Below are 14531 nucleotides of genomic sequence, written 5' to 3' on the forward strand. Positions count from 1 at the left end.
GTTCACGCGCCGCGCGCGGTCATCGCTTCCCAGAGGCCGCGCCCGCCGAGGCCCGCCACTTGGCGACCAAGGCGCTGCGCCCAATAGGCATCGTTGCCGTGGGCGGTGCGCCAGCGCATCAGCGGGATTGTAACACGGTTGAGGTCATATTCCTCGGTGAAGCCGATAGCGCCATGCACCTGATGCGCGATGGCGGTGACGACGCCGACGGCGCGGTTGGCGCGTAGTTTTGCAGCAGCAATCTCCAAGTCGGCCGCCGTCGCATCGAGGCCCACTGTGTCGAGCCGCGCGGCGAGTGCTGCTGCGGCGGCTTCGACCGCGCGGACTTCGCAGGCCATGACCGCGAGCGATTGCTGCACCGCCTGAAATTTGCCCAGCGGGCGACCGAACTGCTGGCGGGTGTTCACATGCTCGATCGACAACGCGAGCGCCTGCCCCATTGCGCCCGCCATCATGCTGACGGTTGCCGCTGGTTGCAGCGCTTCAACAGCGATGAGTTCGGCGACCGGGAGATCGGGAGCAAGCACGCCTGCGATTTGTAATACCGCATTCGCATCGCCCCAGTCGCCGCCGAAACCGCCCTGCTCTTCCGGGACGAGCAAGAGGCTGAAGCCCGCCTCCTCGACCGGTGCGATGCCTGCGGTCGCGGCTTCGGCGAACACGGCGCGCGCAGTATCGCAGAGCATCTCTCGTGCCGCGCTCATCGGAGGCCCAATCCGCGTGCGATGATCCCGCGGATCACTTCGCGCGTGCCGCCGCGCAGCGAAAAGCTCGGCGAAGCAATGAGCAGCGCGCGGAGCAGCTTTGCGAGATCATCTTCATCGCCCCAGCCGCAGTCGACGATCGCCTGCACACGCCTGGGCATATCCTGTTCGAACGCGTTGCCGAGTTCCTTGACCACCGACGCCTCGACCATCGGGTCTTCGCCGGCCGCAAGCTTCGCAGCGGTCGACATCGACAGTTGGCGCAGCGTCCACATTTCGGCGGCGAGTTCGCCGATCAGCGTTGCAATCGCCGGAGCAGGTTCGGGGCCGGCTGCATCGATCAGCGCGACAAACAGCGCATGGCTCGACAGATAGCGTTCGGGGCCCGAGCGTTCGAGCCCGAGTTCGGCGGTGACCTGTTTCCACCCCTGCCCCCGCTCGCCGACGAGGGCGCCATGCGGTACGAGCACATCGTCGAAAAAAACCTCGTTGAAGTCGTGATGACCCGCCATGTCGATGATCGGAAGGATGGCGATGCCCGGTGTGTCGAGATCGATCAGCAACTGGCTGAGCCCGGCGTTGCGTTCGCTCCCCTCCTCGGTGCGGACGAGCGCGAGCATGATATGCGAGAAGTGCGCCCCGGTGGTCCAGATCTTCTGACCGTTGATCCGCCAGCCTTCCGCTGTTTCACGTGCAGTTGTCCGCACCCCCGCGAGATCGGAACCCGCGCCCGGTTCGGACAGGCCGATGCAGGCGTAGAGTTCGCCCTTCGCAATACCGGGCAGATAGCGCTGGCGCTGTTCCTCGCTGCCATAACGGAGGATCAGCGGCCCGGTCTGGCGATCGGCAATCCAGTGCGCGCCGACCGGTGCTCCCGCCGCCAGCAACTCCTCGATCACCACATAGCGCTCAAGTGGGTGGCGATCGCCGCCGCCGTAACGCTTCGGAAGTGTCATGCCGACATAGCCCGCCGCGCCGAGCGCGTGGCTGAAATCGGCATCGAAACTCGCCCAGCAGTTCGCCCGCGCTACCACGTCGCCCTGCGGCTGGTTCACCGCAAGCCAGCTCCGCAAATCGGCACGCAGTGCGGCAATGTCGCCGGGTGGATCGAAGGGATAGAGCGCAAAGCCTTGCATGTCGCACCAGCCATGCAATAGCTTTGGTTAGGCAGCAAAGGATAATTGAAGATGGGCGAATTTCTGAGTGTCGAGCGGCGGGGCAAGATCGCGATCCTGACGATGATCAAGCCGGAGAGCATGAACGCAATCGGCACGCACGAAGACTGCCAGGACATCATCGATACGCTGCGCACCCTCGGCGACGACCGTAGTGTCAGCGCGATCATCCTGACCGGCAGCGGCAAGGCATTCAGCGCCGGTGGGAACCTGAAAGGCATGCAGGATCGCACCGGCATCGGCGTGCTCGACCAGCCCGATTCCACCCGCGCCAATTATCGCAAGGGCGTGCAGGCGGTGATCCGCGCACTGATGGACTGCGAGGTGCCGATGATCGCCGCGGTCAACGGCCATGCGATCGGGCTTGGCGCCGACCTCGCCTGCACCTGCGACATCCGCATCGCGGCCGAAAGCGCCAAATTCGCCTGCAGCTTCATCAAGGTCGGGATCGTCCCCGGTGACGGCGGTGCATGGCTGCTGCAAAAGATACTCGGCTATCCGCGTGCCGCCGAACTCTTCCTGACCGGCGACCGCTTTGACGCAGCACAGGCAAAGGAATATGGTCTGGTCACGGACGTCGTGCCCGATGCGGAACTGCTCGACCGTGCAATCGCCATTGCCGAGCGGATCGTCTGCAACCCGCCCCGCGCGCTGCGTCTGACGAAACGCCTGCTCCGCGAGGCGCAGCACAGCCGGATGAGCGATATTTTGGAACTCAGCGCAGCCTATCAGGCGATCGTCCACGAAACCGCGGATAACCGCGAGGCGATCAATGCCTTTGTCGAAAAACGTCCCCCCGTGTTTACAGGAGAATGACCATGCTCGCCGAGCGTGTCCTGCCGCTGTCCGGCATCCACAATTTTCGCGACTATGGCGGCTATGCCGTCGAGGGTGGCGGGCGGCTCCGCGAGGCGATGCTGTGGCGCTCGGCGCACCATGAGGCGGCGACCGACGAGGATCTCTACGCGCTCGACGCGCTCGGGCTCGAAACGGTGGTTGACCTGCGCGGCGACGACGAGCGCGAGCTGCATCCTTGCCGGCGCAGCGAGAGCTTTTCGGCGCGCGTGCTGTTCGCGGGCGGCGTGACCGCCGGGCTCGCGCCGCATCTGCAGGCCGCGGGCGGGACGATCGATGTCGAGACGGCCCGTGAGCGGATGATCGATACCTATGCCGGCATGCCCTATCGTCCCGCGTTGGTCGCGACGCTGCGGCTCTATCTGGCGGCGCTCGCCGAATATGATGCGCCGAGCCTTGTTCATTGCGTGGCGGGCAAGGATCGCACCGGTTTCGCCGTCGCTATCGTTCACCGGCTGCTCGGCGTCCATGAGGACGATCTGATGCAGGATTATCTGCTGACCAACACCGCGGGCAAGATCGAGGAACGCATCGCGCAGGGCGCGGCGCATATCCGGTCACGTTACGGCGCCGAAATCCATGACGATGCGATCCGCGCGTTGATGTCGGTCAACCCTGCTTACCTCGACGCCGCACTCGCGACGGTGCGGCGCGACCATGGCGATATCCCGACCTATGCCGAGGCGGTGCTGAACTTCACCCCCGCCATGCGCGAGGCGCTGACCGACCGGTTGGTGGTGTAAGGGCCTATTGGCCCTTCACCAGCACCCCGCCCTTCACCACCGCATCGACGCTTTCGAGCTGGCGCACGTCGGTCAGCGGATTGCCGTCGACCGCGACGATATCGGCGTAGCGGCCGACCGCAATCGCACCGACATCCTTCTCGCGGCCGAGCGCCTCGGCAGCATTCTTCGTCGCCGCCTGGATCGCCTGCAGCGGGGTCATCCCATATTCGACCATGACGCGGAACTGCTTGCCGACGTCGCCGTGCGGCATCACACCGGCGTCCGAACCGAACACCATGCGCACGCCAGCCTTTACCGCCTTGCGGAAATTGTCGCGCTGGATCTGAGCCACCTCGCGGTCCTTGCGGAGGTTGTCCTCGAGCACGCCGTTCTTCGCGCCTTCGGCCTGCGTATATTCGGTGTTGTAGATGTCCATCGAGAACCACACGGGCTGTTTGCGCGCGACCGCCATGCGGATGCCTTCGTCGTCGACAAGGCTGACATGCTCGATCGTATCGATGCCGGCAGCAATCGCGGCGCGGATGCCCGACGCACCGTGCGCGTGCGCGGCGACGCGGAGGCCCCATTGGTGCGCCTCGTCGGCGATCGCGGCGAGCTCACGTTCGGAGACCTGCAACTGGCCGGGCTCGGTGTTGCGCGAAAAGACGCCGCCGGTCGCGCAGACCTTGATGACCTCGGCACCATATTTGCGCTGGCGACGCACTTGGTAGCGGAGTTCCTCGGGCGTATCGCCGATCCCTTCTTCCTTGCCATCCTTCTTTTCGAGGCTAGGCGGCAGGAAGGTGCTGTCGCAATGCCCGCCGGTCGCGCCGAGCGCATAGCCCGCGGGCACGATGCGCGGACCGGTGGCATAGCCCGCGTCGATTGCCTGCTTTAGCCCGATGTCGTTGCGGTCACTCGACCCGACGTTGCGCACCGTAGTGAATCCCGCGCCGAGCATGTCATTGGCATTTTTGACCGCAGTCATGCCCCAGAAACTGTCGGTAAATTCGAGCCCGCGGTAGCCGCCAATGTCGGCGGGGCCGTCGAGATGGACGTGCATGTCGATGAGGCCCGGAAGCAAGGTCTTGTCGCCGAGATCGACATGTTTGACGTTCGATCCCCAGCGGACAGTGCGCGCGTCGGCGATGTTCGTGATACGGCCGTCGGCGCCGACAAAGATCGCGGGAAATTCGACCGTCTTGCCGGTCAGAACGTCCACGTAACGCGCAGCGGTGATCACCGTCTGTCCAGTCGCTTCCTGCGCCTGTGCAGGAGCGATGGCGGCGGCGAAAAGCGCCGTCGAGCCCAAAGCGATTCCCCGCAGAAAACTGCCTAACTTCACTCGCGATTGCATGTTTGACCCGCCTGTTGTTGGTGCCCGCAAACTCAATGGCAAACCGCCGTAAAATAGGACAGCGGAAAATGCGTCAGGTGGCGATCTTGTGCTGCGCAAGATAGTCGTAACCGGGGCGGCAGGCACCCGCGACCGCTTGCTCGTCGGCAGTCAGCGCTGGGACCGGCTTGTCCGGGGCGCCAAAGCCCGTGCTCGATGCGACCGCGTCGTACCAATGCGACGCCCAGACGCCGTCGGTGTCGTGAATGCCGGCCTTCCAGCGCAGCATCGCCGGATCCCAATCGATGCCGAGTGCGGCGCACAATTTTTGCAGCATCGCGGGCGGGTCGCGCAAGATATCGGCGCTGTCGATCACGGGTGGCGCGTGACCGAGCCGGTCGGCTTCGCGGTCGAAAAATTCGACCTGCTTGTCGGTACCGAGATGGTCGGGGCGCACCGATACGCGTTTCGCGGCATAGCTGGCGACGACGCGGGCGGGGTCGCGGATCAGGAAGGCGTGGCGTAGACCCGGCAGGTCGTCGTGCGCGATTCCGCCGACCATATGGTGCGCCATATGCTTCTGGTACCAGATCGGCGCACCGGTCGGGCAAGGGCCGGTCATCGTCCGCGCGACGCCGTGCCAGTCGCAGTCCATCGACGCCATCACCGCATCCATCATCGGCTGCGGGTCGCCGGTCTCTTTTAGATATGCGCCATAGAATGGTTCATCGCTGACATGGGTGTCGGCCCGGGCGCCGAAGCTGCGCATCATCGCGGTCGAGAGGTTGCGCGGCCCCGACCACATCGCAATGCGGATGCAATCGGTCACGGACGCGAGCGCCCGCCGATGTCGCGCTCGATCAGCGCCTTGTAGAGGGTCTGCAACCGCTCGACCATCGGCCCCCTGCCTTCGGTCAGCACACGCCCGTCGATCGTATGCGCCGGGACGACGCCCGCGAAGGTCCCCGTCACGAAGGCCTCGTCGGCGCCATAGACGTCGGTGAGCGAGAAATTCTTTTCGAACACGGGGATGCCGTTCTCACGGCACAGGCTGATGACATTGGCGCGGGTGATCCCGCCGAGGCAATAGTCGCCGCTCGACGTCCATACTTCACCCTTGCGAACGATGAAGAAATGCGTCGAGTTGCACGTCGCGACGAAGCCGTGCGGGTCGAGCATCAACGCCTCATCGGCGCCCGCCTGCGCGGCCTGGATACAGGCGGTGATGCAGTTGAGCTTGGAATGCGAATTGAGCTTGGGGTCCTGCACCGCCGGGTCGCCGCGGCGGACGTGGACGGTAAAGAGCGATAGACCCTTCTCGACCGTCGCGGGCAGCGGGTCCTTATGTTCGGCGATGATGACGATCGTCGCGGGCGAGATGACGACGCGCGGGTCCTGATAGGGGGTCGAGCGGATGCCGCGCGTGACCATCAGCCGGATATGGCACGCATCCATGTCGTTGGCGTCGATCGTCGCATAAAGCCGCTGTTCGAGTTCGGTGCGCGAGATGCCGATGTCCATCGCGATCGCCTTTGCCCCCTCCCAAAGCCGGTCGAGATGCTGGTCGAGAAACGCCATGCGCCCCTTATGGACGCGAATGCCTTCCCACACGCCGTCGCCGAGCATGAAGCCGCTGTCGAACACCGACACGCTCGCCTGCGCGCGCGGGACGAGGTCGCCGTTGACGTTGATCAGGATCGCGTCGTTGCGCGGGTCGGGGACGAAGTCGTGGGTGCCTTGAGCCATGCGGCGACGTTAGCCGCTTGTGCTTTCCTGTCGAGGGCGAAGGCTTACCCACCAGGCCCCGAGCAGCGCGAAAGCCGCGCCGAGCATCGTGCCACCCAAAATATCGCTCGCCCAATGGACGCCGAGCATGATGCGCGAAAAGCCGTTGAGGACGATCATCGCGCCGGCGAGGCTCCACGCCGCGCGGCGCCAGCGCGGCGGCGCAAGCCATGCGAGCAGGAGATAGACGACCGCTGCGCTCGTCGCGTGACCGCTGGGATAGGAAAAGCTCGTCTGATGGTCGAGATGTTCGATCAGGTCGGGACGCGCCCGGCCGAAGCCGAGTTTGAGCAGGCTGGAGGCGAGGTTCGACAGCAGCGACGCACCGCCGAGCGCGATGGCGCAGCGTGGGCCGCACCAGTGCCAGACGAGCCCGCAGAGCAGGATCACGATGATCCAGCGCGGTGTGCCGCCGCCGATCCAGCTTGCGCCCTGCATGAAGGCGATGAAGGCCGGGCTGGTTTCGCCGACGTGGAGCACCAGCCCGTTGGAGATGCGCAGATCGAACGCCTGCGTCCATCCTGCGCCGACCGCAAAGCCGAGCAGGATGACCGCGAGGATCAGCGCCGCCGCGGCGACGAGCAGGCGCTGCGTCATCGTCAAATATGCAGCGGCCGTCCGAATGCTGCGAGTACGCCTTCGTGCATCGTTTCGCTAAGCGTCGGATGCGGGAAGACCGTGCCGATGAAATCATCCTCGACCAGCTCGGCGGTCTTGCCGATCGTATAGCCCTGGATCAGCTCGGTGACTTCGGCGCCGATCATATGCGCGCCGAGCAGTTCACCCGTCTTGGCGTCGAACACGGTCTTGGTGAAACCCTCGGCCTCGCCGAGCGCGATCGCCTTGCCGTTGCCGATGAAGGGGAAGGTGCCGGCCTTGACCTCGTAGCCGAGTTCCTTCGCCTTCGCTTCGGTCAGGCCGACGCTGGCGATCTGCGGGCGGCAATAGGTGCAGCCCGGAATGTTGCGCGGGTCCATCGCGTGCGGGTGATTGCCCGCAATCGCTTCGACCGAAATCACCGATTCGTGCATTGCCTTGTGCGCGAGCCACGGCGGCGCGGTGACGTCGCCGATCGCCCAGATGCCGGAGACGTTGGTGCGGCACATTGCATCGGTGTCGATATGACCCTTGGTCGTCTTCACGCCCAAGGCTTCGAGCCCGATATTCTCGGTGTTCGGGACGATGCCGATCGCGACGATCGCATGGCTGAATTCGGCGCTTTCGGTCTTGCCGTCCTTGGTCTTGATCTTCGCGGTAACGCCCGTCGCGGTCGCCTTCAATTCCTCGACGCCGGCGCCGGTGAAGATCGTCATACCCTGCTTCTTGAGCGCCTTTTCGAGGAAGGCCGACACATCGGCATCCTCGACCGGCACGAGGCGGTCGAGCATTTCGACCACGGTCACGTCGACTCCCATGTCGCTGTAGAAGCTTGCGAACTCGATCCCGATCGCGCCCGATCCGATGACGAGAAGCTTCTTCGGCATTTCGGGCGGGACAAGCGCGTGGCGATAGGTCCAGATGCGCTTGCCGTCGGCGGGCGCGAAGGGCAGATCACGCGCGCGGGCGCCGGTCGCGACGATGATGTTCTTGGCGGTCAGGGCTTCGGTCCCCTTTTCGCCTTTGACCTCCATCTTGCCCGGGGCGGTCAGCTTGCCCTCGCCCATATGGACGGTGATCTTGTGCTTCTTCATCAGGAAGGCGACGCCCTGGCTGAGCTGCTTCGCGACACCGCGGCTGCGCTTCACCACCGCGTCGATGTCGGCGCTGATCTGCTGCGCGATCAGGCCGTAATCGCCCGCGTGCTGCATATAATGATAGATTTCGGCCGAGCGCAGCAGCGCCTTCGTCGGAATGCAGCCCCAGTTGAGGCAGATGCCGCCGAGATTCTCGCGCTCGACGATCGCGGTCTTGAGGCCAAGCTGCGCCGCGCGGATCGCCGCGACATAGCCGCCGGGGCCCGAGCCGAGGACGATGAGGTCGTAATTGGTGTCAGCCATCGGAGAAATCCTTAACCTGCTATTATTTTGATATATTTCGATGAGACCCAGCCCGATTTGCACGGGCCGTCATAGGGCCGTTCGGACTCGACGGGGCTACCGGTTCCGCAATCCATCTCGCGACTGTCGCCCGGCGCGTAAACGATGCCAGTCCATGTCCCGTCCTTCGCATCATCGCACATGACGACCCAATGCCCGCCCTTCAGCCGATCGATCTCGCGCGCCTTCGTATCGGGCGCGGCGCGGACCGAGAGGAAGCTTTTCGCGGGATCCTTGAAGCCTCCGACTTCGCCCACCGACAGGCAGGCGTCGAGATCGGGGCCGGCCTTGCCGATGATGACCGGCGACGACGCAGGCGTCGCGCCGATCAACAGCAGCGAGAGCAAGGCGAGAGACGAGCGCAAACGGGCTCGTCCCGCGATCAAGCCACCAGCCCCAGCGGGTTCTCCACCAGTTCCTTGAAGGTCTTCATCAGCAGCGCGCCGTCGGCGCCGTCGATCGCGCGGTGGTCGAAGCTGCCGGTCGCCGACATCACGGTCGCCATCGCGAGCGCGTCGTCGACGATGTACGGGCGCTTCTCGCCCGCACCGATCGCCATGATCATCGCCTGCGGCGGGTTGATCACTGCGGTGAACTGCTTGATCCCCATCATGCCCATGTTCGAGATCGAGGCGGTGCCGCCCTGATATTCGCTGGGCTGGAGCTTGCCTTCCTTCGCCTTCGCCGCGAGTTCGGACATTTCGGTCGAGATTTTCGACATCGACTTGCCGCCCGCATCGACAATGATCGGAGTGATCAGGCCGCCCGGGATGCTGACCGCAACCGAGATGTCGGCGCGCTTGTACTGCCGCATCACATCGCCGCCGAAGCTGACGTTGCAAGCGGGGACGCGTTCGAGCGCGACCGCGAGCGCCTTGATCAGCATGTCGTTGACGCTGAGTTTGACGCCGCGGCTTTCGAGGCTGGCGTTGAGCTCGCCGCGCAGCTTGAGCAGCGCGTCGAGGCGGATATCGACGGTGAGGTAGATGTGCGGCGATTGCTGCATCGACTCGGTCAGGCGGCGCGCGATCGTCTTGCGCATGCCCGACAGCTTTTCGTCCTCGTGCGGGATGCCGAAATCGGGGATGGAACCGGCGGTTGCCGGTGCAGGGGTAGCTGCCGGAGCGGCGGCGGCGGGAGCCGGCGCGGCGGTCGCAGCGGGTGCTGCGGCGCCAGCGGGCGCGCCTTCGAGGTCGGCCTTGACGATGCGGCCGCCGGGGCCGGTGCCGGTCAGGCTCTTGAGGTCGATACCCTGTTCGGCGGCAAGGCGCTTGGCAAGCGGGCTGGCCTTGATGCGGTCGCCCGAGGCAGCGGGAACTGCCGCTGGAGCCGGTGCGGGCGTCGGCGCAGGCGCAGCGGCGGGTGCGGGTGCCTCGGCCTTCGGTGCCGCCGCGGCGGGAGCCGGCGCCGGAGCAGCCTTGGCGCTCGACGCGTCTTCATCCTCGCCCGCGATCACCGCGATCACGGTGCCGACCTTCACATTGTCGGTGCCTTCGGCGACGAGGATCTGGGCAACCGTGCCTTCGTCGACCGCTTCGAACTCCATCGTCGCCTTGTCGGTTTCGATCTCGGCGAGCAGGTCGCCCGATTTGACCGTGTCGCCTTCCTTGACCAGCCATTTGGCAAGGGTGCCCTCCTCCATCGTCGGCGAGAGAGCGGGCATTTTGAGTTCGATTGGCATATTCGGGCTTGTCCCTGTCAGTCTTGCAGGCGGGGGCCTGCCGCTACGGATTCTTCTTTCGCCATAAGCCTTGCATCGAGCAAGGTCCAGCGGCCCAGCTTGCGTTTCATACGAATGTGACGCACTCTTTGCGCCAAGCAAAAACACGAGGGGTCGGGGTGATGCGTACATATCTGGTGGTGATCGACGACAGTCCGGAGTCGGCGCTGGGGCTGCGCTTTGCGGCGCGGCGCGCGGCGCGGACGGGCGGCGGCGTCATCATACTTGCGATCATCCCGCCGCAGGATTTCGTCGCGTTCGGTGGCGTTCAGGCGACGATCGAGGCCGAATGCCGCGAACATGCGGAGGAACTCGTCGCGGCCGCCTCCGATGCCGTGGTGCAGGAAGGTGTCACGCCACAGACCCTGATCAAGTCGGGCAAACCCGCAGAGGTCGTGCGCGAAGTGATCGGTGCGAGCGACGAGATTGCGGCGCTGGTGCTGGCGACCGCCGCGACCGGGGCACCGGGGCCGCTGGTCGCGCATTTCACCGGACAGGATGCGGGGACGCTTCCCTGTCCGGTGATGCTGGTGCCGGGTGGGATCGATATCGCCCGGCTCGATGCACTGAGTTAGTCAGACCACGAGCGAGCGCGGCACGGCCGCATCTTTCCATTCGAGGATGGCGAAGCCGAGAACGCCTAGGGCCTGCGCGATGACGACCGCGATGCCGAGGCCCGTCATCCCTGCGGCAAAGGTCGCGACCACGGCGAAGCTCGCCGCGACCCAGCCGAGGTTGCCGAATGCGATAAGCTTGACCAGCGCGGGGCTCGGTACCTTCTGAAGTGCGGCGACGACCATCAGGAGCGCCGCCGCGAGGCAAATCCAGCCCCCGATCGACACGATATTCGCAGGTAGCCCGAGCAGCGCGCCCAACGGCTCAGCGGCTAAGAGGCCGGCGGCAAAGACGGCCGAGCAGGTGAGCGCATCGGCAACGAGGATATTCTTGAGATTGAGGATCGACATAGTGGTTCTCCTTTCGACCCCCTCAAACTGGACTCGAAAGTGAATGACGTCGATTACGCCGGAGGTAATGGAAACGCGGAAGGCGGAGGTATAGCTCTCCGGACGAAGGAGACGATCATGCAAGTCGCGACGCTGGGCGAACAATTGCGCGAATGGCGCACCCGCCGCCGGATGAGCCAGATGGACCTGGCGCTCGATACCGAAATCTCGACGCGGCACCTGAGCTTCATCGAAACGGGGCGGTCGAAGCCGAGCGCGCAAATGTTGCAGCGGATCGCCGATTGCCTCGAGGTGCCGCACCGCGCGCGCAACGCGCTGTTGCTCGCGGCGGGCTACGCCCCCGACTATCAGGAGCGGCCGCTCGACAGCGATGAGATGGCGGGTATGCGCGCGATCGTCGAGCATGTGCTGAAGGGGCACGAGCCCTACCCCGCCCTCGCGGTAGACCGCCACTGGAACATGATCGCCGCGAACGGCGCGGTCGAAATTCTCGCGCAGCTTGCCGCCCCGCACCTTTTCGAACCGCCCGTCAACGTGTTGCGGATTGCGCTCCATCCCGAGGGGCTTGCGCCGCATATCGCCAACCGCGGCGAGTGGCGCGCGCATTTGCTCGAGCGGCTCGACCACCAGATCGATGCGAGCGGCGATGCCGGACTGATTGAATTGCGTGCCGAATTGGCCGGCTATCCGGCCGAGTCCGAAGAGCATCATCGCGGCGCGGCGAACGGCATTGCAGTGCCGCTGATCCTCGACACGCCGATGGGACAGATTCGCTTTGTCTCGACCGTGACCATTTTCGGGACGCCGGTCGATATCACGCTGTCGGAACTGGCGATCGAAGCCTTCTTCCCTGCCGACGCCGAGAGTGCGGCCCTATTGCAGAAGCTGGCTGACCGATAACGCCGATGGATTAGCGGCGCTTGCCCTTGTGCTTGATGTTCGCAGGGCGACCGCGCTTGCCGACCATATGCTTGCCGGCCTTGTCCTTTCGCGGTCCCTTCCCCGTTATGCCGTCGCGTCGCGGCGGGCGATTTCGGAACCCGCCTTCGGGCGCATCGGGCAATTCGAAGCGCAGCGCGCCGCTGACTGGATTGGCGTCCATCAGTCGCAACTCGATTCGTTGGCCGGTCGTGTAACTGACGCGACCATGCTCGCTGTCGAGGCTGCGTGCCGCCTCGTCGTAGAAAAAGCGTTCGCTGCCGAGTGTCGAGACCGGTACCAGCCCGTCACCACCAAGCCCGTCGACGGTGGCAAAGAATCCGAAGGGCTGCACGCCCGTGATCCGCGCGACGACGATCTCGCCGGTCTTGGTCGCGAGATAAGCCGCGACATAACGGTCAACGGTCTCGCGCTCGGCCTCCATCGCGCGGCGTTCGAGCGCGCTGATCGCCTCGCCGATGCGTGACAGGCCTTTCGCGTCGGCTTCCCCCAGCCCCGTGCGAGCTGGCAAATCTTTGGGTTTGCCCGGCACTTCGAGCTTGTAGGAATCGACTAGCGCGCGATGGACGATGAGATCGGCGTAGCGGCGGATCGGCGACGTGAAATGCGCGTAGGAGCCGAGCGCCAGCCCGAAATGACCCGCATTGGCTGGGCCGTAATAGGCCTGCGTCTGGCTGCGCAAAATCGCCTGCATGATCTCCGGCAAGCGGTCGTCTTCGGAAAAGCCGTCGATCAGGCGATTGAACACCGCGGGCGTGATGACCTGCCCGAGCGCGAAGCTTCGTTCGAAGGTTTCGAGATAATCCTTGAGCCCGACAAGCTTTTCGCGGCTTGGTGGCTCGTGGATCCGATACATGACGGGCGACTTCTTCGCCTCGAGCGCCTTCGCTGCCGCGACGTTCGCCGCGATCATATAATCCTCGATCAGCCGCATCGAATCGAGCCGGTCGCGGACGCGGATCTCGGCGATGCTGCCCTGTTCGTCGAGAATGACCTGGCGTTCGGGCAGGTCGAGGTCGAGCGGGTCGCGCGCAGCGCGCGCCTTCGCGAGCAGCGCCCAGCAAGCCCACAGGTTCTTGAGCGTCGGGAGCACATCGGCGTCCCATTCGTCGCGCGGCGCATCGGCGTCATAGGCCGCCTGCGCATGCTCGTAAGCGATGTTCGCGCGCAGCCGGACGAGCGCGCGATTGAAACGCCATGACGTCACCTTGCCATGCTTGTCGATGACGAGATGGCACGCCATCGCGGCGCGATCCTCGCCGGCCTTGAGCGAGCACACTCCCGCCGACAATGTCTCCGGAAGCATCGGCACGACCCGGTCGGGGAAATAGACGCTGTTACCGCGCCGCCGCGCCTCACGGTCGAGATCGCCGTCGGGGCGGAAATAATAGCTGACGTCGGCGATCGCGACGATCGCGCGGAAGCCGTCCTTATTGCCCGGCTGGTCATCGGGGACTGCCCAGACGGCATCGTCATGGTCGCGCGCGTCGATCGGGTCGATCGCGACGATCGGCAGGCCGCGCAGATCCTCGCGCCCGTCAGGGTTGAGCGGCAGTTTTGCCGCTTTCTCGGCCTCGGCGAGCGTTTCGGCGCCGAAGACATGCGGAATTTCGTGCCGCGCGATCGCGATCATGCTCAGCGAGCGGGGCGCGAAGGGATCACCGATGCGGTCGATGACCTTTGCCTTGATCGCTGCGCCGCGCCCGGTGATTTCGGCGCGGACGAGGTCGCCAATATTGGCATCGCCCTTGTCGGCGACGGCAAAGTCGTAGCGCGCGCGCTTATCGGCGGGGCGCAGCCAGATCATCGGCTTGCCGCCGGGACCGACGTCCTCGACGAGCACGCCGATCACCATCTCGGCGCTCGCGGCCAAGCGCTTCATCGGATGCGCGACATGGCCACTGCCGCGTTCCTCGGTGCGCGCGAGGATACGGTCTCCGATGCCCAAGGCCCCTTTTCGCCCCTGTTCCATCACGCGCAGGCGCGGAGCAGGCCCAGCACCTTCCCAACGGTCGGGCACCGCCCAGAGGTTGCTGCCCTCGATTGCGACGACGCGGAGTACGGTCACGCGCGGCAGACCGCCATGCTTGTGAAAGGCGCGTCCGGGGGCCAGATCGACGAGCCCCTCGTCGGTCATGTCCTTGAGCAGCGCCTTCAGCGCAATCTTGTCGTTGCCGTGGAGCGCGAAATGCTTCGCGATCTCGCGCTTGCCGACCGCCTCCTTGCTCTCTTCGATGAAGCGAAGGATCTGCTCGGGCGTCGGCAGTCCGTGATATTGTTTGCGGGCCATA

15 protein-coding genes are annotated in these 14531 nt (G+C 65.0%); 4 read left to right on the forward strand and 11 right to left on the reverse strand.

From position 1 onward, the window contains the following. Nucleotides 1–2: 2 nt before the first annotated feature. Together GGC65_RS01720 and GGC65_RS01725 are read right to left on the reverse strand one after the other, a co-directional pair. Nucleotides 3–704, reverse strand: coding sequence for an acyl-CoA dehydrogenase family protein (locus tag GGC65_RS01720; protein WP_192645574.1), 702 nt, complete (start codon nucleotides 702–704; stop codon nucleotides 3–5). Further along, nucleotides 701–1840, reverse strand: coding sequence for an acyl-CoA dehydrogenase family protein (locus GGC65_RS01725; RefSeq protein WP_192645575.1), 1140 nt, complete (start codon nucleotides 1838–1840; stop codon nucleotides 701–703). Before GGC65_RS01725 ends, GGC65_RS01720 begins: the two co-directional genes overlap by 4 nt. 51 nt (nucleotides 1841–1891) lie before the next feature. On the opposite strand from GGC65_RS01725, the gene GGC65_RS01730 reads away from it, so the two are divergent. Beyond that, nucleotides 1892–2695 (forward strand): crotonase/enoyl-CoA hydratase family protein, encoded by an 804-nt coding sequence (locus GGC65_RS01730; protein ID WP_192645576.1) that lies wholly within the window; start codon nucleotides 1892–1894, stop codon nucleotides 2693–2695. 2 nt (nucleotides 2696–2697) lie between these two features. Beyond that, nucleotides 2698–3477: a tyrosine-protein phosphatase gene (locus GGC65_RS01735; protein WP_192645577.1), complete on the forward strand. Its 780-nt coding sequence runs from the start codon at nucleotides 2698–2700 to the stop codon at nucleotides 3475–3477. A gap of 4 nt (nucleotides 3478–3481) precedes the next feature. Here the strand turns inward: GGC65_RS01735 and GGC65_RS01740 are convergent, their stop codons facing one another. From GGC65_RS01740 to GGC65_RS01770, 7 genes are all read right to left on the reverse strand, one after another. Further along, the gene (locus GGC65_RS01740; protein ID WP_192645578.1) at nucleotides 3482–4816 is read right to left on the reverse strand and encodes a metal-dependent hydrolase family protein; all 1335 of its coding nucleotides are present in this window, start codon (nucleotides 4814–4816) and stop codon (nucleotides 3482–3484) included. Nucleotides 4817–4889: 73 nt separating this feature from the next. Further along, on the reverse strand, nucleotides 4890–5624 hold the full coding sequence (locus GGC65_RS01745) for an HAD family hydrolase (RefSeq protein WP_192645579.1): 735 nt from the start codon (nucleotides 5622–5624) through the stop codon (nucleotides 4890–4892). Then, the gene (locus tag GGC65_RS01750; protein ID WP_192645580.1) at nucleotides 5621–6541 is read right to left on the reverse strand and encodes an aminotransferase class IV; all 921 of its coding nucleotides are present in this window, start codon (nucleotides 6539–6541) and stop codon (nucleotides 5621–5623) included. The genes GGC65_RS01745 and GGC65_RS01750 overlap by 4 nt, the downstream gene beginning before the upstream one ends. A 9-nt stretch (nucleotides 6542–6550) precedes the next feature. Beyond that, the gene (locus tag GGC65_RS01755) at nucleotides 6551–7177 is read right to left on the reverse strand and encodes a phosphatase PAP2 family protein (protein ID WP_192645581.1); all 627 of its coding nucleotides are present in this window, start codon (nucleotides 7175–7177) and stop codon (nucleotides 6551–6553) included. 2 nt (nucleotides 7178–7179) lie between these two features. Further along, nucleotides 7180–8577, reverse strand: a complete 1398-nt coding sequence (gene lpdA / locus GGC65_RS01760) for a dihydrolipoyl dehydrogenase (RefSeq protein ID WP_192645582.1) — start codon at nucleotides 8575–8577, stop codon at nucleotides 7180–7182. Between the two features lie 11 nt (nucleotides 8578–8588). Next, the gene (locus GGC65_RS01765) at nucleotides 8589–8963 is read right to left on the reverse strand and encodes an integron (protein WP_192645583.1); all 375 of its coding nucleotides are present in this window, start codon (nucleotides 8961–8963) and stop codon (nucleotides 8589–8591) included. A 35-nt stretch (nucleotides 8964–8998) separates the two neighbouring features. Further along, a complete protein-coding gene (locus GGC65_RS01770) occupies nucleotides 8999–10297 on the reverse strand; it encodes a pyruvate dehydrogenase complex dihydrolipoamide acetyltransferase (protein WP_192645584.1) in 1299 nt (432 codons plus the stop codon). A gap of 161 nt (nucleotides 10298–10458) precedes the next feature. On the opposite strand from GGC65_RS01770, the gene GGC65_RS01775 reads away from it, so the two are divergent. Next, the gene (locus tag GGC65_RS01775) at nucleotides 10459–10911 is read left to right on the forward strand and encodes a universal stress protein (RefSeq protein WP_192645585.1); all 453 of its coding nucleotides are present in this window, start codon (nucleotides 10459–10461) and stop codon (nucleotides 10909–10911) included. On the opposite strand, the gene GGC65_RS01780 is transcribed toward GGC65_RS01775, so the two are convergent. Then, nucleotides 10912–11301, reverse strand: a complete 390-nt coding sequence (locus GGC65_RS01780; protein ID WP_192645586.1) for a hypothetical protein — start codon at nucleotides 11299–11301, stop codon at nucleotides 10912–10914. A 117-nt stretch (nucleotides 11302–11418) separates the two neighbouring features. On the opposite strand from GGC65_RS01780, the gene GGC65_RS01785 reads away from it, so the two are divergent. Further along, a complete protein-coding gene (locus tag GGC65_RS01785; protein ID WP_192645587.1) occupies nucleotides 11419–12201 on the forward strand; it encodes a helix-turn-helix domain-containing protein in 783 nt (260 codons plus the stop codon). A 10-nt stretch (nucleotides 12202–12211) separates the two neighbouring features. Here the strand turns inward: GGC65_RS01785 and GGC65_RS01790 are convergent, their stop codons facing one another. Further along, the gene (locus GGC65_RS01790) at nucleotides 12212–14530 is read right to left on the reverse strand and encodes a ribonuclease R family protein (protein ID WP_192645588.1); all 2319 of its coding nucleotides are present in this window, start codon (nucleotides 14528–14530) and stop codon (nucleotides 12212–12214) included. Nucleotide 14531 lies beyond the last annotated feature (1 nt).

The sequence above is a fragment of the Sphingopyxis sp. OAS728 genome, from assembly GCF_014873485.1.
Taxonomy (GTDB): domain Bacteria; phylum Pseudomonadota; class Alphaproteobacteria; order Sphingomonadales; family Sphingomonadaceae; genus Sphingopyxis.

Bases quoted from the DNA above. Each gene is read 5' to 3' on its own strand.
- GGC65_RS01720 (WP_192645574.1), bottom strand. From the start codon at position 704: ATGAGCGCGGCACGAGAGATGCTCTGCGATACTGCGCGCGCCGTGTTC.
- GGC65_RS01725 (WP_192645575.1), bottom strand. From the start codon at position 1,840: ATGCAAGGCTTTGCGCTCTATCCCTTCGATCCACCCGGCGACATTGCC.
- GGC65_RS01730 (WP_192645576.1), top strand. From the start codon at position 1,892: ATGGGCGAATTTCTGAGTGTCGAGCGGCGGGGCAAGATCGCGATCCTG.
- GGC65_RS01735 (WP_192645577.1), top strand. From the start codon at position 2,698: ATGCTCGCCGAGCGTGTCCTGCCGCTGTCCGGCATCCACAATTTTCGC.
- GGC65_RS01740 (WP_192645578.1), bottom strand. From the start codon at position 4,816: ATGCAATCGCGAGTGAAGTTAGGCAGTTTTCTGCGGGGAATCGCTTTG.
- GGC65_RS01750 (WP_192645580.1), bottom strand. From the start codon at position 6,541: ATGGCTCAAGGCACCCACGACTTCGTCCCCGACCCGCGCAACGACGCG.
- GGC65_RS01755 (WP_192645581.1), bottom strand. From the start codon at position 7,177: ATGACGCAGCGCCTGCTCGTCGCCGCGGCGGCGCTGATCCTCGCGGTC.
- lpdA (WP_192645582.1), bottom strand. From the start codon at position 8,577: ATGGCTGACACCAATTACGACCTCATCGTCCTCGGCTCGGGCCCCGGC.
- GGC65_RS01770 (WP_192645584.1), bottom strand. From the start codon at position 10,297: ATGCCAATCGAACTCAAAATGCCCGCTCTCTCGCCGACGATGGAGGAG.
- GGC65_RS01775 (WP_192645585.1), top strand. From the start codon at position 10,459: ATGCGTACATATCTGGTGGTGATCGACGACAGTCCGGAGTCGGCGCTG.
- GGC65_RS01780 (WP_192645586.1), bottom strand. From the start codon at position 11,301: ATGTCGATCCTCAATCTCAAGAATATCCTCGTTGCCGATGCGCTCACC.
- GGC65_RS01785 (WP_192645587.1), top strand. From the start codon at position 11,419: ATGCAAGTCGCGACGCTGGGCGAACAATTGCGCGAATGGCGCACCCGC.
- GGC65_RS01790 (WP_192645588.1), bottom strand. From the start codon at position 14,530: ATGGCCCGCAAACAATATCACGGACTGCCGACGCCCGAGCAGATCCTT.